The organism is Neptunicoccus cionae, from assembly GCF_002860325.1.
GTDB lineage: Bacteria > Pseudomonadota > Alphaproteobacteria > Rhodobacterales > Rhodobacteraceae > Amylibacter > Amylibacter lutimaris.
Genome location: NZ_PKOJ01000002.1, coordinates 373,755 through 392,015 on the forward strand (window position 1 = coordinate 373,755; position 18,261 = coordinate 392,015).

Below are 18,261 nucleotides of genomic sequence, written 5' to 3' on the forward strand. Positions count from 1 at the left end.
AAGCGTCTCTATTCTGGCGCAGCGGGCTGTTCTTCCAGTTCCAGAACAGGGGCCGCGATGCGACGCAGATCGTCAACGCCCAAAGGCGCGGTCGGCTTGGCCAGCATATACCGTGTCACCCAGTGCAACCGGTGCTCCGCCCGCGTGATCGCCACATAGGCCAGTCGTTTCCACAAGGCGATCCCTGCCTCTGTGCGCCCTGCACGGCTTGCAGCGTAAATGTCCGGCGCAAACACCTGCACATCTCCCCATTGAGAGCCTTGCGCCTTATGGATGGTACAGGCGGCTCCGTGAACAAAGGCGGCCCCCATCCGCGCGGCAGAGGGGATGAAGGGTTCTTCCTGATCGGGCAATTCAATCTTGATGATCGTCGCCGCCGAAACCTGCGGGTCCTCTGCGCCGATCACATGCAGCCGTGAAAAGCCGGGCTTGCGCCCCTCCCCCAGATACACCGCCTGCGCACCCTTGATCAGGCCACGGGCCTCCAGATCAATCCGCTTCTTGCGGTGTTTCATCGGCAGTTCCAGCCCGTCACAAATCAACGGCTCTCCGGGCAAAAGCATTTCTGCCGGTGCCCCGAATGCATTCCGGAAGGCATGGATCAGCCGGATGCGGGTGGCATTCCGCCAAACCAGAACCGGTGCCCGCGCCATAGCGGAGGCGTCCACACGGGGGGAGACGATCACCCTGTCGTCCTTGCGTGCGGCCTCTTCGATCATCCGCTCGAACTGGGAAAATTCCAGTGCCGGATCACTAAGGGCATGGGCCAGATCAAGAATAGGATTGTCATCCGCCTGACGGTGCACACGGTTCAAATACAGTTTGCGGGGCTCCGGCAGATCGTCGAATGCCATACTGCCCGATTGCCCCACAGGGGCAAGCTGGGCGGGATCGCCGAAAAGAATGAGTGTGGAAAAGATTTCCTGCAAATCCCCAAGCTGTTTGTCGTCGAGCATCGAGGCTTCGTCCACAAACCCCACATCCAGCGGGTCTTCGCGGCGCTTCCAGCCGACGATAAAATCGGACCCGCGCAGCCCTGCTACTGCCAAGGCACCGGGAATGGATTTGTTGCTCTCATAAAATTGCGCCGCACGCTCCAGTGCCAGATCGCTCAGACCTTCGATCTCGGGCTTTTCCGCATTACCGGCGAGCCATTCGGCAATTTTTTCATATTCCGGATCATACATCGGAGTGTAGAGGATCCGGTGGATAGTCGTCGCTGCAACACCGCGGTTGCGCAGCACGCTCGCAGCCTTGTTGGTCGGGGCCAGAATGGCAAGAGTACGCCGTTCCTTGCGGGCGCGGCCTTCGTAATCGCCACTGATCGTATCCACACCGGCATCTGTCAGCGCGTCGGCAAGTTTCGCGAGAAGCATGGTCTTGCCGGACCCGGCTTTACCCAGCAACGCAAGCGTCTGCTGTTTTCCGGTGGTTTCAGGGATAAGCATCCCGTTTTCCAGATCTACGCCGGAGGCTTTCAATACTTCGGCTACAGCATCATAGGCACTGGCTTGATCTTCGGAAAACTGCATGGCCTCGGGTCCGGTCTTGTTTCGCGCTAACATAGCGCAACGCCCAGCGGGACTGAACGGCTTTTTAGGGCAACTGTGCTGAAACTTGGCCCGGTATACTACTCGGCTGGCCGCAACTTTCGTGATGAAAGGCTGCGGCGAACCAATCCCTAGACTGCACCGCTGTAATACCGGCGGCAGAACACAGCCGATCCCGAACCTGCGGGGAAAACTCCCACAGTCCAACGGACACCCGTTTGCGCCCCTGCCCCTGTGATCCCAAAATCTCCGGAGACCAGCCCAAACGGCGATAAATCCGCGCTATCCGCGCATCAAACACACCAACGGCGTGGCCCAAATGGAAGCCAAGGCCAATCTCACAACCGGCAAGCATAATCGCGGCTGAAACCCGCCCCGCCTTCTCCAAAGACCGGGGCGAAAGACAAAACCGGGTGCTCTCCCAGATTAAAGGACTGGTAATAGCCCCGCCGGTCACATCGCAAAAATGATCGTTAATCATACAAGGCCCCGTCGTTGGCAGCACCCGCATGGACCCGCCATGGCTGCCATCGGGCAATTGCCAGATCGCATAAAGCGGATTCATCTGATCGTAGGCGTCCTGCTCCCAGCCCCGCCGGTCAATCGTCAGATCCCAGCCAAGGCGATCCACAAACTGGGTTTTCCGATCACGGAACATGGTGTCCTGCAACAACGGGTAATCAGAAATTTCATCGGCGTAGAGATAGCGCAGCATGGAAAAACTCCGGACAAATGACCGCCGGTTTTCCTGTGCGAAGGGCAAGGTACAGACGATCCTGATTTCAAGATGAACTGTGCCCAGACTTCGGTAATTTTGGTTAACAACTGATCACCGTGCTGGACGGTAAGGTTTTGTCAACGAGAGGATCACGCCGTAACCCCATGATACTAAATATTAATCAACCCTTGCGCCAATGCCTTTGCCACTGCATGGGTCGTGTTTGAGGCATTCAGCTTGGACCGCGCAGATTCAATATAAACCCGCAATGTGTGTTCGGAAATTTTCAGCTGCTCCGCTGCGCGTCCGCGGTTCAATCCCGCCCCGAGCAAGCGCAGCGCATCGGTTTCGCGCGGTGACAGAACCACGTAGCTGCCCACGGTTTCAGGGAACTCCAATGCACGAATACTGGCGTGGATATAATGACCGATGAGCAAAAAATTCGGCATATGAGCACTTAGGAAACGGGCCCAAGCCTCATCCGAACAGGTATGGCTGATGGAAAACAGCGCGAACTCGCCATTGGGACCGCGCACCGGAACCGACACGCCTTGATTGCCGACCCCGCCGTCCTGCGCTTCCTGAAAAAACTGGCGGGCCGTTTTCTTCTCCCAGTCCAGCGATTTCCAATTGTAGGGATGAAACCTTTGGAACGCTCCGAGAACCACAGGATCGACCCGATAAAGCGCTTCGCTTTCATAATATTCGGCCCATTGCTGGTCATAGGTCGCCAAAGCGTAAGGCTCCCCCGTACTGTTAACCGAATGATAGACTACGTGATTTACCTGAAAAATGTCCCTCAGACCTGCGACTACTGCATTAAGTTCCACAAGCGATTTACAATGTTCCACGCGTTCGAGAAATGTTTCGATCTGATTTTGCATCACCCTCCGCCGCCGCGATATTGCGGGCCTTTGTTGTTGTCTCCGCCACAGCAACATAGATGGTATCGTCCAACTGTTCGGCCAACCGGCCCAAACCGTTCTGGCTCGCAAAAGTCTTCAGGTCTTTGAGGACTGAAATGATCCATTCCTGTGACATAACAAGTCTCGTTTACAAAGGTTAACAGTGAATTAATGCAACTATTCCAAGAATCATTCTGCGTGAGCAAAGCGCAAAGGTAAACTCACCGGAAATAGCGAGTGGGTTGCAACTACACCACCGGAATTAAACATTTTTCAGCCATCCGGCTCATGCTCTCCGAACGCAAAAAGCCCGCAATCCGGTGGCGGATCGCGGGCTTAGATCTTGTTATTGGAAGGCTCAGAACTTGGACTTGCTGGCCTCCAGCGTGTCTTCGAAAGTGCGCAGACCGGTTTGTGTGGCGCTTACCAATACGGCCATGTTGCCCGGTTTATGCTCGTTCTTACGCATCTTGATATGGGCCTCAGGGATTTCATCCCACGGGAACACCTCGGACATGCACGGATCAAGACGACGCTCCATCATCAGCTTGTTCGCTGCAGCCGCCTGTTTCAGATGGGCAAAGTGGGACCCCTGAACACGTTTCTGGTGCATCCAGACATAACGCGCATCCATCGTCAGGTTGTAGCCGGTCGTCCCCGCACAGATCACAACCATGCCGCCCTTCTTACAAACGAAGGTCGAAACGGGGAATGTGGATTCGCCGGGATGTTCGAACACCATATCGACGTTGTTGCCCTTGCCGGTGATATCCCAGATCGCCTTACCGAACTTGCGCACTTCGGAGAACCAGGTCTTGTACTCTTCGGAATTCACCTCTGGCAATTGTCCCCAGCAATTGAAATCCTTGCGGTTGATCACGCCTTTGGCGCCAAGGGACATCACAAACTCGCGTTTGTCTTCGTCCGAGATCACACCGATGGCGTTGGCCCCTGCCGTGTTGATCAACTGGATCGCAAAGCTGCCCAGACCACCCGAAGCGCCCCAAACCAGAACGTTCTGACCGGGTTTCAGCGTATGGGGACGGTGACCGAACAACATGCGGTAGGCTGTGGCCAGCGTCAGCGTGTAACACGCACTTTCTTCCCAAGTCAGGTGCTGTGGACGGGGCATAAGCTGTTGAGCCTGAACCCGTGTGAACTGTCCGAAAGACCCGTCCGGAGTTTCGTAACCCCAGATGCGCTGGCTATCGGAATACATCGGATCGCCGCCGTTACATTCCTCATCGTCACCGTCATCCTGATTACAATGGATGACAACTTCGTCGCCCACTTTCCAGCGTTTTACCTTCTCACCAACAGCCCAGATGATGCCGGAAGCGTCCGAACCTGCGATGTGGTAATCTTCGCCGTGTACATCAAACGGGCTGATCGGAATACCCAGACCGGCCCAGACACCGTTGTAGTTCACACCCGCTGCCATAACGAAGACCAGAACCTCGTTACTGTCCAGCTTGGGTGTTTCAACCACCTCAACCTTAAAGGACTTGTCCGGCTCGCCGTGACGTTCGCGGCGGATCGTCCAAGCATACATTTCTTTGGGCACGTGACCCAAGGGAGGAATTTCCCCGACTTCATAGAGGTCTTTTTCGGGGGCTTCATATCCGGCGTCGAGTGGTGCCATGATTTACTCTCCTGCGTTAGGCAATTCCTGTAACGAGTCAGTTCACTGTTACGTTGACACGATCAATGCCGCGATGCAGCAAAAATCGCAAGAGCAATAATCATAAAAAAATGATTATTTTTGCGAAATTTAATTGCGCGGCCGATTTTTCACCGATTTTACCTCTTTTCCGCAGTCATACGCGCATGAAAAAAGGGGGGCCAAGCCCCCCTTCCCGTAACGTCAACGCTGTAACCGGCTTCAGACAGCCAGTTGCGGAATGATTTGTTTCTTGCGGCTGACCACGCCCGGCAGGATCACTGTGTCGCCAGAAACAGTCACCCCGAAGGATTTCTCAGCAACAGTTTTTACCAGATCGTTGGACACCAGCAGCGTGGATTCTTCGTTCAGAATGTCCACGACGAACAGCAGAACCTGATCGACACCATCTTCGGTCGCTACAGCGGTCATGCTGTCCATCAGGCTTGCCTTGCGGTCCAGAACGATTGCAGGCGTGGTGGTTTCCAGAACGGACACACGGAACTCCTTGCCGCCGACTTCGTATTTTTTGGAGTCCATACGCAGCAGTTCCGCGTCAGAAAACGCAGAAACATCGGATTTCGCCGCAAACATTTCGGCAGCATATTCCGAGATGTCGACGCCCAGTTCCGCAGCAAGAGATTTCGCTCGCGCCACATCTGTTTCCGTTGTGGTCGGGGAGCGGAATTCCAGCGTGTCAGAGATGATGCAGGACAGCATAACGCCTTTGATCGCATCCGGCGCCTTGGCCAGATCCTCGCCCATCAGGTCTGCCATGATGGTTGCTGTACAGGCCAGCGGGCGCACGGTGATGTTGATCGGACCTTTGGTCTTGATCCCGCCTACCAGCAGGTGGTGGTCGATGATCTCAAGAATGTTTGCATCATTGATAGAAGCTGGCAGTTCGGCCGGGTTGTTGGTGTCAACAATCACCACATCGTCGCCTTCAGCCACATCAGAAATAATTTCCGGTTGCTCGAAACCCCAGCGCTTCAGAACAAACGCAGCTTCGGTGTTTGGCGTGCCCAGCAATTTGGCAGCGGCGCTCTGGCCTTTGATCTCGTTCAGGTACCAGGCCCATACGATTGCGGAACCGGTTGCGTCTGTATCGGGGGCCGTATGGCCAAAAACTTGGATCATTTTCATCATTTCCATGCAAAATTGGGGTGTTCGCGGCGCTTATAGCGGTGCGATTGGCACCTGTCACTAGCAACGGGTGCATTGCACCCCTGCGCTCAGCGCAAATGGGCAATGGCATTGGCGTAATAGCGCACAACGTCCAGTTGCTCGGGCTGAAGCACAAACCGCCCGTCTTTCTCTACAAGAGCACGGCGCAGCACCAGCATTCGTAGCCCGACCTCCACCGCATAGTCCAGACGCTTGCGCGGGATATGCATATGAGCGCCATTGGCAATCAACCGGTCGAGTTCAGCCTCTGCAAGCCTTTGCACCTCTGCCGCATCCAGCGAGGTTTCTCCCTGCTCCAGCAACACGGTCGATACCAGAGACACCGGCAGCACCGGAATCACCTGCCCGACCTGATGCATCAGGGCTTTGCCCAGATCAGCGGTCATCCTTTCGTGACTGACCGTTTCCTTTCCCGCCAGAAACGCCTTAAGCGACAACGGCACGCCAAAACTGACGCTGGCATACCCGAATTTATAAAACCGCCCTGTCAGGCGCAGCCACAAATGACGCACAACGAAATGCACAAACGTCCAGAGCTTGAAAAAAACGCCTGTCTTTTCCCCACGGTTCGCCGCCAGCAGCACGCGATCTTCCAACACGCGGTCATAATTGACACCCACCGGAACAAACACCACGTCCCGCTCCTGATCAGGGTCAAAATCAGACACGATATAATTCAACAAGCCGAGCTTGGCCGGACGCAAGCTGCCGTCCCGCGACAGGCTGCCCTCTGGAAAAACGGCCTGTGTGACCCCTGCGGCTGTGGCCATCTGCACATAACGGGACAAAACCCGCCGGTAGAGCAGATTGCGCGATTTGCGCCGGATGAAATAGGCCCCTGTGGAGCGAATCAACTGCTTTAATGGCCAGACCCGCGCCCATTCGCCCACGGCATAAGACAGCGCGGAACGGGACGCCGCCAGAAAGGTGACAATCACATAATCCATGTTAGAGCGGTGGTTCATCACAAACACCACCGTCGCATTCGGGTCCATGTTTTGCAGCGCGGTTTCATCCACATAGCCGAGCCGCACCCGATAGAGCGCGCGGCTCAACCAACGGGCAAAGCGGATGCCAAAGCCGAAATAGGCAAAGGCCGAAAAGGACGGCACGATCTCGCGGGCGTAGCGCATCGCCATGTCAGCGGCCACATGATAGGGAATGCCTTCATCATTGGAATGCTCCAACACCGCCTCCATCACTTGCGGGTCATGGGCCAGACGATCCACCATCACCTGCCGCTGTGTCAGCTTGAAAGGCTGGATTTGCAATTGCAGTCTGGTGTTCAGCTGTTCGATTGCACGATTGAAACGGCGGCGCAGGTACCAGCGCACCGATGGCATAAGGATACGGTCCAGCAACCCCGCCAGTGCCAGCAACCCCGCGACCCAGACGACCCAGACCTGTATTTCAACTGTTTCAAACATTCCGCACAGATGTAAACCGAATTGCCCGTTCCGCCAATTGTTACTTCTACGCTGTAACAGCTGATGCAACGGACTGTTGCGCACAGTCCGCCCCTATCGCCACGTCGCGACTTGAAATTTTCTGCGCACGAATATTATACAGATGCTTGCAATCGGGTAATTTTATAACTTATGCTGCGGCGCAGCACAGATCGGAGTCGCATCAAATGACACACACACCTGACCGCCCATGGCTCTTCCGCACCTATGCGGGCCACTCCACCGCCAAAGACAGCAACGCACTGTATCGTGGCAACCTTGCAAAAGGCCAAACCGGCCTTTCTGTGGCCTTCGATCTGCCAACACAGACAGGCTATGACAGTGATCACGAACTGGCCCGTGGCGAAGTGGGCAAGGTCGGTGTGCCGGTGGCCCACCTTGGCGACATGCGTGCTCTTTTCGACGATATTCCGCTGGAAAAGATGAACACGTCCATGACGATCAACGCCACAGCACCCTGGCTGCTGGCGCTTTATATCGCCGTGGCCGAGGAACAGGGTGCGGATGTCAAAAAGCTGCAGGGCACGGTTCAGAACGACATCATCAAGGAATACCTTTCGCGGGGCACCTATGTCTGCCCGCCCAAACCTTCCCTGCGGATGATCACCGATGTGGCAGCCTACTGCTATACCAATGTCCCCAAATGGAACCCGATGAACGTCTGTTCCTACCACCTGCAAGAAGCAGGCGCGACGCCGGAACAGGAACTCGCCTTCGCGCTGGCCACTGCCACGGCCGTACTGGATGATGTACGCGGCAAAGTCCCTGCCGAGGATTTTGCTACAGTTGTGGGGCGTATTTCCTTCTTTGTGAATGCCGGCATCCGTTTTGTCACCGAGATGTGTAAAATGCGCGCTTTCGTCGATCTCTGGGATGAAATCTGCGAAAAGCGCTACGGCGTCACCGACCCGAAAATGCGCCGCTTCCGCTATGGCGTGCAGGTCAACTCGCTTGGCCTGACAGAACAACAACCCGAAAACAACGTCTACCGCATCCTGATCGAAATGCTGGCCGTGACCCTGTCGAAAAACGCCCGCGCTCGTGCGGTGCAACTGCCCGCATGGAACGAAGCGCTCGGCCTGCCCCGCCCCTGGGACCAGCAATGGTCCCTGCGGATGCAACAAATCCTCGCCTTTGAAACCGACCTGCTGGAATATGACGACCTGTTTGACGGCAACCCCGCGGTGGATCGCAAGGTTGAAGCCCTGAAACAGGGCGCACGGGACGAGCTGGCCCAGATCGACGGCATGGGCGGCGCGGTCGCAGCGATCGAATATATGAAAGGCCGTCTGGTGGACTCCAATTCCGCCCGACTGGGGCGCATCGAAACCGGCGATACAACTGTTATCGGCGTGAACAAATACACCGAAGGGGCAGACAGCCCGCTGACAGCGGGTGACGGCGCGATCATGGTGGTGGACAAAGCCGCCGAAGCCGACCAGATTTCCCGTCTGGAACAATGGCGGGCGGATCGGGACGAAGGCGCGGTCAAAGCCGCGCTGGACGATCTGCGCCGCGCCGCACAAGACGGCAGCAACATTATGCCCGCCTCTATCGCTGCCGCCAAAGCAGGCGTTACAACCGGTGAATGGGGCAGCGCCATCCGCGCGGTCTTTGGCGAATACCGCGCCCCTACCGGCGTTGGCAAATCCGTCTCTAACCAGACCGAAGGGCTGGACCAAATCCGCGAGGCGGTTGACGCTGTATCGGACAAACTCGGCCGTCGCCTGAAGTTTGTTGTCGGCAAACCCGGACTGGACGGCCACTCCAATGGCGCCGAACAGATTGCCGTGCGTGCACGGGACTGCGGCATGGACATCACCTATGAAGGCATCCGCTTGACACCGGAACAAATCGTCAATGCCGCGCTGGAAGAACAAGCCCATGTGATCGGCCTGTCGATCCTCTCCGGTTCCCATGTGCCGCTGATCGAGGATGTGCTCAAACGCATGAAACTGGCGGGACTCTCTGACGTACCGCTCATCGTGGGCGGCATCATCCCCGAAGACGACGCCAACCACCTGCGCGCGCTCGGCGTGGCCAAAGTCTACACCCCGAAAGACTTTGAACTGAACACAATCATGATGGACATCGTCGCCCTTCTGGACAGCAAAGCAGTGGCCGCAGAATAACTCCGCCCCTCTTCAATGTTCCAATAATACTCCCGCCGGAGGCTCCCTTTTCCAAAGGAGCCTTTGTCGTTTCTAACGCCCGTGACTGCGTGAATAGCCGTTGCGCGGTGCAGGTGCCCAGCCCTCCAGCGCCCCTTCTGCGGGTTTGTACACCTCTACTTTCAGGGGATAACAGGCCGCCGTGTCGCTTGAATGCTGGGCCGAACAATCTCCGCCCGGGCAGGCCGACAGACCGCCGATCAGATCGGTTTCTGCAAAAAACTCGAAATAGTCGCCGGGACGGACGGGGCTGGCCTTCATGTAGTATTGCTTGGTGTCGGGCATGAACCCTGTGGCCATGAAAACGTTGCACACATCGTGGACCAGCAGTTCTGCCTCTTGCACCGGCAGTTGCGCATAATCTGACAGGGCGCGGCTGAGATTGGAATGGCAGCAGTAGTGGTAATCCACCCCGTTCAGGGTATGGTTGGTGTAAGGGTCACAACGGGTTCCGATCACATCATGCACCGATCCGCCATATTCGTCCCATCCATACCAGTCGAGCGTATCATCCGTCACCGTTGCCAGCGGACGCACTGTCGGGATTGTAGACCAGAGCCGGTCCCCGGTTGAGACATGGGTCCCGTGTAAGGCACGGGTTTTACCAGAGAAAAACCGCTCTGACAGGTCGTCGCGGTGCCAGAGGTTCAGATCTCCGACCTGCGGCCCCTCAACGCTGACAATGCGGCAGAAATGGCCCGCCGGCAGGCTCCAGCAGCGGGCATCCCTTGCAGGGACCAACAGCTCGTCCACCTTCTTCATGCCGGTCCTTGCCGCAGCATAAAGCGCCATATCAGGGCGCGGCAGGCTGTCGACCGGATAGCAAACAGTAGGGGGAATCGCACGCCTTGCAGCAGCGTCATCGGGGGCGGGGTGTTGTGGCGGATACTTCATGCGCCGGAGTTTGATCCCCTCGCCCGCGCAGTGTCAATCTGTGGATTGAAAAGAACGGGGCGGACCCGCGCCCGCCCCGATTCTGTTATTTCGAAACCGCAGCCGCCTGAGCCGCCGCTGCCTTGATTTCTTCGGCGATTTCCAGTGCCTCTTCGGGATCGAAATCGAGCGGAATCTCCACCCCGTCGCCCTCGATAAACAGACGCACCATCCCGTCTGTGGTTGGTCCGATCTGCAAATTGGCCTCTATATCGCGTTCTGTATTGATACCCATGTCACACTCCTGATGATTGATCTGGCGCTATCTGAAATTCAATGCATTTTCAAGCCAGATCAGTCTTGCAATTCCTTCAAGCTAAGTTTAAACGCAGCCCCAGTGCCGGCGTAGCTCAGTAGGTTAGAGCGCTTGATTGTGGATCAAGAGGCCCCCCGTTCGAGCCGGGGCGCTGGTACCACCCTCCCCCTTTTCACATCGCACCGATATACGGGACAGGGCCGCCAGCCCCGCATGGGCGGGGATAGATCGGCCGCACACCATCGCGATCTCACATAATTTATGTAGTCCGGTTTATCCGGCGGGATTACGTGCCTTGCAGGCACAGCCTGTTTTATCAGGCTGCCATCTGCTCCAGCTTGGGAAGGTAGACATAAAATGTCGTCCCTTTCCCCACCTCGCTTTTCAGCCCCAGTGTCCCGCCGTGATGCTGCACAATCTTCTTCGTAATAGCGAGCCCGAGCCCCGTACCCACCCGTTTTTTACCATCAGCCGGTTTTGCCTGCGAGAAACTCTCGAACAGGCGGGTCTGGTCTTCGGGTTTGATTCCCGGCCCTTCGTCGGCCACAGAGATACACCAGTTCTTTACGTTATCGTGCAGGGCAATCTCCACAGTACTGCCTTCGGGCGAGAATTTCACCGCGTTCGACATCAGGTTCGACATCACCTGAATCATCCGGTCATGGTCGCAATTGGCTAGGGCCTCGTCCGTGCTTGGCACGTAGTTGAATTTGACGCCGTGCTGGTCGCCATACCCTTTGTTGACCTCAATGGATTCTTCCAACAACCCGTTCAGGCTATTTGCCTGACGGTTGTATTCCATTTTCCCGGAATGGATTTTTTCCATATCGAGAATGTCGTTCACAATAAACATCAGCCGGTCACAATTGCGCAGGGCTATCGAGACTAGCGATTTCGAACTGTCGTTCAAGGTCGTTGAAGCCTGTGCTTCAAGCAGTTGCAGTGATCCTTTGATAGAAGTAATCGGCGTGCGCAATTCGTGGCTGACCACAGAAACCGAAGACATCTTGGCCTTATCAATCGCCATCCGATCCGTGATGTCCCGCGCGACGGAAACAAACACGGTTGTCCCGTCAAGCTGTTCCAAAAGGCTGGTGTGAACCTCTACATACCCCTTGGCCTGCTTCACCGCGATCACCACCGAGCTCTTGCTACCGTCCATCAAAGGTTGGGTATGGGCGCGGAAGGCCATTTCGTTAAACCCTGCCTCTGTATCCAGCACCCGCTTTGTCAGGCTTTCTTCAGCCGTCCATTCACACCGCTCCAAAGCCCGTTCGTTCATATATACGATGTCCAGCGTTTCGGAATCGAAGATGTAAACTTCGTCATGCAGTTTACTTAGGATTGCGTTGGTACGTTTTGTTTCTTCCGCCTTGCGCAAATCAGTGATGTCGTGCCGGATGGAAACATTTCCCACATGCACGCCCTTATCATCAAATTGCGGCACGATGGTTGCGCGGTAATAACGGATCTCGCCGGATTTCGTCCGGGCAGGATGGCGCCCTTCCCAACTGCGCCCTTCTTTCGTGGCCTTCAGAATGTCTTCAAACACCGATTCATCGCCAAGATTGGCATGAATCAAATCCATCTTTTTCCCGATGGCCTCGTATTTGGTGTAGCCGAATTCTTTCAGGAACTTGTCGTTCACGGACAGAATGGTCGCATTCTCGTCCGTAACGGTAACGACGCTGTGCATATCCATAGCGGACTGCACAAAAGAGATTTCACGGTCGCGGTCCATAATCTCGCGACGCTGCGCGTTGATGTGCCACTGATAGGCAACCACCAGACCAAAGAGCAATACAACAACAACCACGCCAAGCGCGGTGGCCATATCGTTGAGCGAGACCATTTTGGACAGCAACCCGACGCGGTAAAGAACGAAAGCTATACCGCAGACGAGTACCGCCACGGCAACTACAAAATTTCCGGCTTTCGCCTTTTTGTTGTAATCTGAAACGCTCATTCGGCTCCATCCTCCTGCGTGCTCCCCTCCCCCCAGAAGAGAGCGCGTGTCCTGTTAACAAAAGAAGCTACGTCGTGATATTGTCATAAATAGGGAAACAATCGGAATCTCGTGCAAAACATTTAAGATTGTTGCTCCTGTTACACACTAAACCTTCAAGCGACCTTTCGTTCTTCTATAGGTGCAGGGTTTTGCACTTCAGTACGGGACAAAACCAATGTGACCAGCTTGCCAATATCCCTGTCAATTTCGACTGTGATGCGCGCACCCATGCTTTCGGGGTTCGGCAAATCGGAATCCGGGTCATCCCCTTTGATAAAGTTCACCAGATCCGACTGGAAACTTTCAGCGTTTGACTGGGCTCCATCCATCAAAGTCAGGACCTGGGCACCGGTATCACGCACTTTGATGATCACCTCGTCTCCCTCGGGATGGACAGAAATCTTTACAGACCCTCTCTCTGTGGTCCGGATCGCATTTTCGATCATCCGGCTGAGAGAGCGATCCACATAGACCGGATCAGCGTGAATATTGGTCTCTTCAATGACAACGGAGAATTCCAGACCTTTGCCGGAGGCTTCATTCCGGAACCGTTCTGCAATCGGGCCAACCAACTGTCCGGCTCTGAAGTCCTTGCCCTGACCGGTACATACGTCTTTGCTCTTCTGGGTGAACTCCAGAAGTTTGTTAATCAGGGTATGCAGATGCTCTCCAGCGGCGGAAATACGTTGGGCATGAGATTGCACTTCTTCGGTGACAGCACTGACATGCTGCAATTCGTCTGCCAGCGCCTGCTCTCGCAACGCAACAACAGATTTAAGATGCGTCGGATTTTCTAAAAATGCGTTATATCCCAAAAGGATACTCAGAGGCGTTTTCAGTTCGTGGCTCACTGCATCCATAAAGCGGGTTTTGGCAATTTCAGAAACCTCGGCCGCTTCTTTGGCCTTGATAATTTCTGTAACGTCCATGGTGAATACGATTAAACAGCCGTCATCGAGCCGTTTGGTATTCACTTTCAGCCAACGTCCTCCGGGATAGCGTGCATGTTGCACGGCAGTCGGCTGTTGGCGCATCCGGACCCGTTCCTGAATCCATGCTTCGTCCTTAACCGCGTCGTCCGTAAAGCGATTTTCTGAAATCGCGATTCGAATCAACTCTTCAAAAGTGGGTTTCTTTGCCAGCAGTGCAGCGCTCAGACTATTGTCGCTCATGTAACGAGAATTGCAGAGGATCAGTCGATCCTGCGGATCGTAAAGGGCAAACCCCTGATCGCAGGCTTCTAAGGCGTTACGCATCCTGACTTCGACAACCTTGCGTCCGCTGCGCAATTTGGCAATCAGGTAGAAGACAGCAACGATACTGCCAAAGGCTATACCGAAATAGAGAACGTTCCGAAAAAACTTCTGGGACACCAGTGGCCAGCCTGCCGGTGGCTGTGCCGCAATCTGCCACATCCCTGACGGTACAGGAACATCAACGACAACGGCGCCTTTGTCGAAAATCGCCTGATCTCCGTCAATCGGATCGTAAGTCACGCGGTTACTGCCATCATCGTTCACACGGCGAATGGCCATAATATGGGGAACGGAAGCATCGACCCTGCCTAAGTGTAACGTTTGAACAAATTTGTCTTTGTCGAGAACGATTGAAATAATACCCCAATTACTCTGACTTGCATCGGCAGCTTGGGTCATCTCAATCGAGTTTCTCAGGATGAAACCTGTCCCACCCTGGATAAGCTCCAATGGTCCGGCAAGAACAGGTTCATCGGACATAAACGCCTGTAGGGCCGCAGCGAACTGGGCACCATTTTCGCGGTAATTCAACCCGATAACAGAGGCGTTCTTCTCCACCGGATGGACATATTCAACAACCAGATCGGGCGCCACAGCGATATTGATGACACTTGTATCGTGGTCCGTAAGCTTTTCAGCAATCATAGATAGACGCGCCTGACCGAAAGTTTCGGGTTCTATTTCAATCGCAACGCCAATCGCCTGTGCCAAAAGAACAGCCTTGCCAAACTGGGATTCGATCTCGCGGCGCATATCATCTGCCACGTCGTTCATTTCAGAACGCAATTCTGCTTTTTCAGTTTGCAGATTATTAACTTCGTTGGCATATATGATGCCACCGAAACCGATCAAAAGAAATGCCGCCTGCAGAAAACTTGTTTTCTTAACTGCACGGACACTATTTTTCATACCCATCATGAAAACATGCGCCTATTTTTTTTCTTTAAGTTTTACGCACATTCATTTTGCACGCTAAGGTTATTTTCCCGAGACACCTCAATCCACCTGAAATTAACATAATTGGTTGCAATTTTGCTACACGCACAACTTCTGCTTGCATTTCCAACTGAATCGCTGCATCAAAATCTTTTAGACGGATCGCAGCAATGACTGAATTGAAACGTGTTTTACACGTCGAAGATGACGAAGATATTCAGGAAATCACCAAGATGGCCCTAGAGGTCGTCGGTGGGATGGAGCTTGATCAGTACCTCGAAGGCAGCGAAGCCCTTGAGAATATCCGCAAATTCAAACCGGATCTGATCCTTTTGGATCAGATGATGCCGAATATGACGGGCGATGAAGTTCTGGCGCACATCCGCAAGATACCGGAGTTCGCGAATACCCCTGCCGTATTCATGACAGCACAATCCTCCGAGGCCTCTAGCCGGTTGCTGGAAACGACCGATGCTTTGGAAATCATCTCAAAGCCGTTCAACCCCATGACGCTGGCCACGCAGTTGAGCGAAATCTTCAAAGCGGCAAGTCAGAACGCTTAACGCGGTTAACGGCCTGCCAAAGCATATATTGCAAAAATAAAAAGCCCGGAACTGCTGCACGAGTGTGACTGCGCGCGTTCCGGGCGAAACATAATCATCTATGGCGTCAGGGCTAACCTGAAATCTGCGCCATTGTCATTTCAGGCGTTGAAACCTGCCAGCACATCTTTAATGGCGCTTTGCAATTCGGGATCGGGGGTCATTCCCTCGTCGCGGCCGTCAAACCGGCGAGTTGCAGGGGTTGGCGCTCCGAAATCGGATTCGGTTTTCTGACGTTCGTGCCAGATTTGCGGGCGTAGCTTGTCTGCCAGCACAAAACGGCGATTAGAGGGTATGGCGCTTGGTTTGATAGGTTTCATCTTTTTACTCTCACACTCTTTTAAGCGACGGTCCGAAAGGAACCAGAGAACCGTCTGTCTGTACAATCCCGCCAAAGAAGCGGTGAATTGAAATTACCAAAAATTCGGTTTCCAGTGAACAAAATTCTTCCACATTTCATTGGCTTGCCCCCGAATTACGGCAATTTTGGACAAAATCTGGGAAATTGAGGGGCCAGAACGCTGCAAAAGGAAACGGCGCAGCGGCAGCATAACCTTCCGATAAATACTGTAATTTCCTATACGAAAGATCATAACGGAAATCAGAAGTATATATTGAAATCAAATGGATAGAAGACACTGAAACCTGGACCTTCCCCTTGGTTTCCTACCTCGAAAAATCCCGTTTACACTCGCTGAGCTTTGACGAAAGTGAAGGTTCTCTCCGATTATACACCCCTTGGAAACACTGCGTTTCACTTGCCCGATACGCCCCATTTGGGCCTCATTTCGGGCTGGAAGCACCCGTTTCCGGTGGATATTTGAAGCAGTTTCCCCAACGTCGCCCCCCGATTCTTTCCCCGTTTGGCTAGGAATGTGACGGTAATGAGGCATCGCTTTACTGAACGTGTACCATACCGCGACCGCGACCCTTGGAGGTGTAGAGAGCCTGATCAGCGGTCGCCAGAATATCTCCGGCTGTCCGGCGCGAACCGGCAGGAACAACAGTTGCGCCAACACTCGCACCGACGCGGCAGGTCACGCCTTCGAAGCGGACAGGTTGTTTCAGGTCGTCTATCACCCTCCCAGCAATGGATCGGACTGTTTCCACAGTTTCACACTCGGTCATGATGATCACAAATTCATCCCCCCCCAGTCGCGCGACAAGATCGGTTGCCCGCATACGCTTTCGCAACTTGTCCGCCGTAGCCTGAAGCACCATATCCCCTGCCGCGTGGCCGTACGTGTCATTCACAGCTTTAAAATGGTCCAAATCGATTTGCATCAGTACAAACCCCTTGCCCTTCTTGCGACGGAGCAGGCGCGTCATATGACTTTCCAGTGCACGGCGGTTCGCAAGACCTGTCAGGGCATCTGTAGAAGCTTCTTCTTCTGCAAGCACACGTGCGCCCTGCAATTTCTGACTTTGGGCTTTATGCTGCTGGTAGACGAACGACTGAACTTCCATCATGTAAATCATATCCAGGGTTGGGTCTGCTGGTGAGAAATCCTTGTTCGTAAGGTTGCAGCGACTGACGATATCAAGCACGCCAGCCCCGAGCGAGAGATCGATCAGCAGCGCACCCTGCCCAAGACCGACAGCAACCGCTTTCAATTTTGCGCGACCAAGATCGGGAACTGAAAGCGTCAGCCGTTCTCCTTCTGCATCCAGAAGACCGGACACATCGCAAATTCCAGCCGGACGACGGACTTTGAACAAGTCGAAAACGTCAGCGCCGATCACCTGCCTGTTCGAAAAAAGTTTCAGAAGGCTTGGTCCCGCGTGCTGAACCGTTCCGTTCGGATCTGAAACCATATGAAACGGCAGGACCGTATCAAACACGGACTGAAGACCTGAATAACTCTGCAGGCCGCTAGTTGCCGTTTCTTTCAAAGGCTGCATTAAGGGCGCCAAACTCATATGCTTATCGCAGTCGGGTCGTGGACGGCATCCGGCACCGGCAGTTGCATCACCGATATTTCGAACCGGTCACGATCCCATTCGTTCAAGGTTTCCGGTACGTGATCGATCAGAATCAACGCACCGTAATCGTCTGCCATCCCCCGAAGCAGCCCCAAAAAGACAGCCCCGAACCCCAGTTTTTCAAATCGATAATGAACTGTGAACCGGCCCGCGCTATGGCTTTCCAGTTCGAACCGCGGCACATCCAGATCCGGCAGGGCAATTTTCGCGCGGTCGTGTACATCTTCAAGGGACTGTAGGAATTCGACATAACTTTCCCCGCCTAATCGCAACAGTTTGCGCACCGGTTCCAGCCGTTCCTCGGACACAACGAATGTGCCAAAATCTTCAAGCAGATCCGCACGTTCGCGCCCCAACACACGGGTCAGAGCATTAACAAGTCTTTCCGTGAGTGCATCGTCATAGTTGAGCATCGTTTCGAAACCAAACCCCGACAGGCCCGCCAAAGAACAGGTTTCTTCCCAGATATCCGGTCCGAAAATTTCGCAAATATAGACCTGCAAGCCGCAGTTAATTGTGCCATGCATTAGTACACCCGCTTTCTTGAGCTACGATAATGCAAGGGAGACTCTTAACGTTTCCTTTCGATCCTACCGGACGTGGCGGGTATTATAAGTTGCATTTTAGGT

The 18,261-nt window shown here is 54.3% G+C and carries 16 protein-coding genes and 1 tRNA gene; 3 read left to right on the forward strand and 14 right to left on the reverse strand.

All coding sequences use genetic code 11. The features are described from left to right. Positions 1 to 8 precede the first annotated feature (8 nt). From C0U40_RS07700 to C0U40_RS07725, 7 genes are all read right to left on the reverse strand, one after another. Positions 9 to 1,565 carry an ATP-dependent DNA helicase gene (locus C0U40_RS07700; protein WP_286134849.1) on the reverse strand — a complete coding sequence of 519 codons (1,557 nt, stop codon included), beginning with the start codon at positions 1,563 to 1,565 and terminating at the stop codon, positions 9 to 11. Positions 1,566 to 1,596: 31 nt separating this feature from the next. Next, the gene (locus C0U40_RS07705; protein WP_101655173.1) at positions 1,597 to 2,265 is read right to left on the reverse strand and encodes an acyl-homoserine-lactone synthase; all 669 of its coding nucleotides are present in this window, start codon (positions 2,263 to 2,265) and stop codon (positions 1,597 to 1,599) included. 173 nt (positions 2,266 to 2,438) lie between these two features. Then, complete coding sequence (locus C0U40_RS07710) at positions 2,439 to 3,152, reverse strand: helix-turn-helix transcriptional regulator (RefSeq protein WP_101655174.1); 714 nt, start codon at positions 3,150 to 3,152, stop codon at positions 2,439 to 2,441. Next, positions 3,106 to 3,309, reverse strand: coding sequence for a hypothetical protein (locus C0U40_RS20185; protein ID WP_180957649.1), 204 nt, complete (start codon positions 3,307 to 3,309; stop codon positions 3,106 to 3,108). Before C0U40_RS20185 ends, C0U40_RS07710 begins: the two co-directional genes overlap by 47 nt. 222 nt (positions 3,310 to 3,531) lie before the next feature. Then, complete coding sequence (gene ccrA, locus C0U40_RS07715) at positions 3,532 to 4,815, reverse strand: crotonyl-CoA carboxylase/reductase (RefSeq protein ID WP_101655175.1); 1,284 nt, start codon at positions 4,813 to 4,815, stop codon at positions 3,532 to 3,534. Between the two features lie 240 nt (positions 4,816 to 5,055). After that, the gene (locus C0U40_RS07720) at positions 5,056 to 5,973 is read right to left on the reverse strand and encodes a manganese-dependent inorganic pyrophosphatase (RefSeq protein ID WP_101655433.1); all 918 of its coding nucleotides are present in this window, start codon (positions 5,971 to 5,973) and stop codon (positions 5,056 to 5,058) included. Between the two features lie 95 nt (positions 5,974 to 6,068). Then, positions 6,069 to 7,448: a 1-acyl-sn-glycerol-3-phosphate acyltransferase gene (locus tag C0U40_RS07725; protein ID WP_101655176.1), complete on the reverse strand. Its 1,380-nt coding sequence runs from the start codon at positions 7,446 to 7,448 to the stop codon at positions 6,069 to 6,071. 206 nt (positions 7,449 to 7,654) lie between these two features. Between C0U40_RS07725 and C0U40_RS07730 the strand changes: the two genes are divergently transcribed. Further along, positions 7,655 to 9,619 carry a protein meaA gene (locus tag C0U40_RS07730; protein WP_101655177.1) on the forward strand — a complete coding sequence of 655 codons (1,965 nt, stop codon included), beginning with the start codon at positions 7,655 to 7,657 and terminating at the stop codon, positions 9,617 to 9,619. A 72-nt stretch (positions 9,620 to 9,691) separates the two neighbouring features. On the opposite strand, the gene C0U40_RS07735 is transcribed toward C0U40_RS07730, so the two are convergent. Continuing rightward, positions 9,692 to 10,552: an urea carboxylase-associated family protein gene (locus C0U40_RS07735; protein WP_101655178.1), complete on the reverse strand. Its 861-nt coding sequence runs from the start codon at positions 10,550 to 10,552 to the stop codon at positions 9,692 to 9,694. Between the two features lie 85 nt (positions 10,553 to 10,637). After that, positions 10,638 to 10,826 (reverse strand): DUF6324 family protein, encoded by a 189-nt coding sequence (locus C0U40_RS07740; RefSeq protein ID WP_101655179.1) that lies wholly within the window; start codon positions 10,824 to 10,826, stop codon positions 10,638 to 10,640. Positions 10,827 to 10,930: 104 nt separating this feature from the next. On the opposite strand from C0U40_RS07740, the gene C0U40_RS07745 reads away from it, so the two are divergent. Further along, positions 10,931 to 11,007: transfer RNA gene (locus C0U40_RS07745), tRNA-His, on the forward strand. A 156-nt stretch (positions 11,008 to 11,163) separates the two neighbouring features. On the opposite strand, the gene C0U40_RS07750 is transcribed toward C0U40_RS07745, so the two are convergent. Both C0U40_RS07750 and C0U40_RS07755 read right to left on the reverse strand, forming a co-directional pair. Beyond that, complete coding sequence (locus C0U40_RS07750) at positions 11,164 to 12,813, reverse strand: PAS domain-containing sensor histidine kinase (protein ID WP_101655180.1); 1,650 nt, start codon at positions 12,811 to 12,813, stop codon at positions 11,164 to 11,166. A 155-nt stretch (positions 12,814 to 12,968) separates the two neighbouring features. Then, complete coding sequence (locus C0U40_RS07755) at positions 12,969 to 15,029, reverse strand: PAS-domain containing protein (protein ID WP_101655181.1); 2,061 nt, start codon at positions 15,027 to 15,029, stop codon at positions 12,969 to 12,971. A gap of 188 nt (positions 15,030 to 15,217) precedes the next feature. Here C0U40_RS07755 and C0U40_RS07760 point away from each other — a divergent pair, with 188 nt between their 5' ends. After that, positions 15,218 to 15,610 (forward strand): response regulator, encoded by a 393-nt coding sequence (locus tag C0U40_RS07760; RefSeq protein WP_101655182.1) that lies wholly within the window; start codon positions 15,218 to 15,220, stop codon positions 15,608 to 15,610. A gap of 140 nt (positions 15,611 to 15,750) precedes the next feature. Here C0U40_RS07760 and C0U40_RS07765 read toward each other — a convergent pair whose 3' ends face one another. From C0U40_RS07765 to C0U40_RS07775, 3 genes are all read right to left on the reverse strand, one after another. Then, positions 15,751 to 15,969 (reverse strand): hypothetical protein, encoded by a 219-nt coding sequence (locus tag C0U40_RS07765; protein ID WP_101655183.1) that lies wholly within the window; start codon positions 15,967 to 15,969, stop codon positions 15,751 to 15,753. Between the two features lie 577 nt (positions 15,970 to 16,546). After that, positions 16,547 to 17,491 (reverse strand): diguanylate cyclase domain-containing protein, encoded by a 945-nt coding sequence (locus tag C0U40_RS07770; protein WP_180957650.1) that lies wholly within the window; start codon positions 17,489 to 17,491, stop codon positions 16,547 to 16,549. 74 nt (positions 17,492 to 17,565) lie between these two features. Next, a complete protein-coding gene (locus C0U40_RS07775) occupies positions 17,566 to 18,159 on the reverse strand; it encodes a heme NO-binding domain-containing protein (RefSeq protein WP_101655185.1) in 594 nt (197 codons plus the stop codon). Between the last annotated feature and the right edge of the window lie 102 nt (positions 18,160 to 18,261).

What these genes read in the sequence shown, in the direction of transcription:
- C0U40_RS07725 (WP_101655176.1), bottom strand. Translation starts at nt 7,448, where the DNA reads ATGTTTGAAACAGTTGAAATACAGGTCTGGGTCGTCTGGGTCGCGGGG.
- C0U40_RS07760 (WP_101655182.1), top strand. Translation starts at nt 15,218, where the DNA reads ATGACTGAATTGAAACGTGTTTTACACGTCGAAGATGACGAAGATATT.
- C0U40_RS07700 (WP_286134849.1), bottom strand. Translation starts at nt 1,565, where the DNA reads ATGTTAGCGCGAAACAAGACCGGACCCGAGGCCATGCAGTTTTCCGAA.
- C0U40_RS07740 (WP_101655179.1), bottom strand. Translation starts at nt 10,826, where the DNA reads ATGGGTATCAATACAGAACGCGATATAGAGGCCAATTTGCAGATCGGA.
- C0U40_RS07750 (WP_101655180.1), bottom strand. Translation starts at nt 12,813, where the DNA reads ATGAGCGTTTCAGATTACAACAAAAAGGCGAAAGCCGGAAATTTTGTA.
- C0U40_RS07720 (WP_101655433.1), bottom strand. Translation starts at nt 5,973, where the DNA reads ATGATCCAAGTTTTTGGCCATACGGCCCCCGATACAGACGCAACCGGT.
- C0U40_RS07705 (WP_101655173.1), bottom strand. Translation starts at nt 2,265, where the DNA reads ATGCTGCGCTATCTCTACGCCGATGAAATTTCTGATTACCCGTTGTTG.
- C0U40_RS07730 (WP_101655177.1), top strand. Translation starts at nt 7,655, where the DNA reads ATGACACACACACCTGACCGCCCATGGCTCTTCCGCACCTATGCGGGC.
- C0U40_RS07765 (WP_101655183.1), bottom strand. Translation starts at nt 15,969, where the DNA reads ATGAAACCTATCAAACCAAGCGCCATACCCTCTAATCGCCGTTTTGTG.
- C0U40_RS07755 (WP_101655181.1), bottom strand. Translation starts at nt 15,029, where the DNA reads ATGATGGGTATGAAAAATAGTGTCCGTGCAGTTAAGAAAACAAGTTTT.
- C0U40_RS07710 (WP_101655174.1), bottom strand. Translation starts at nt 3,152, where the DNA reads ATGCAAAATCAGATCGAAACATTTCTCGAACGCGTGGAACATTGTAAA.
- C0U40_RS07735 (WP_101655178.1), bottom strand. Translation starts at nt 10,552, where the DNA reads ATGAAGTATCCGCCACAACACCCCGCCCCCGATGACGCTGCTGCAAGG.
- C0U40_RS07775 (WP_101655185.1), bottom strand. Translation starts at nt 18,159, where the DNA reads ATGCATGGCACAATTAACTGCGGCTTGCAGGTCTATATTTGCGAAATT.
- C0U40_RS20185 (WP_180957649.1), bottom strand. Translation starts at nt 3,309, where the DNA reads ATGTCACAGGAATGGATCATTTCAGTCCTCAAAGACCTGAAGACTTTT.
- ccrA (WP_101655175.1), bottom strand. Translation starts at nt 4,815, where the DNA reads ATGGCACCACTCGACGCCGGATATGAAGCCCCCGAAAAAGACCTCTAT.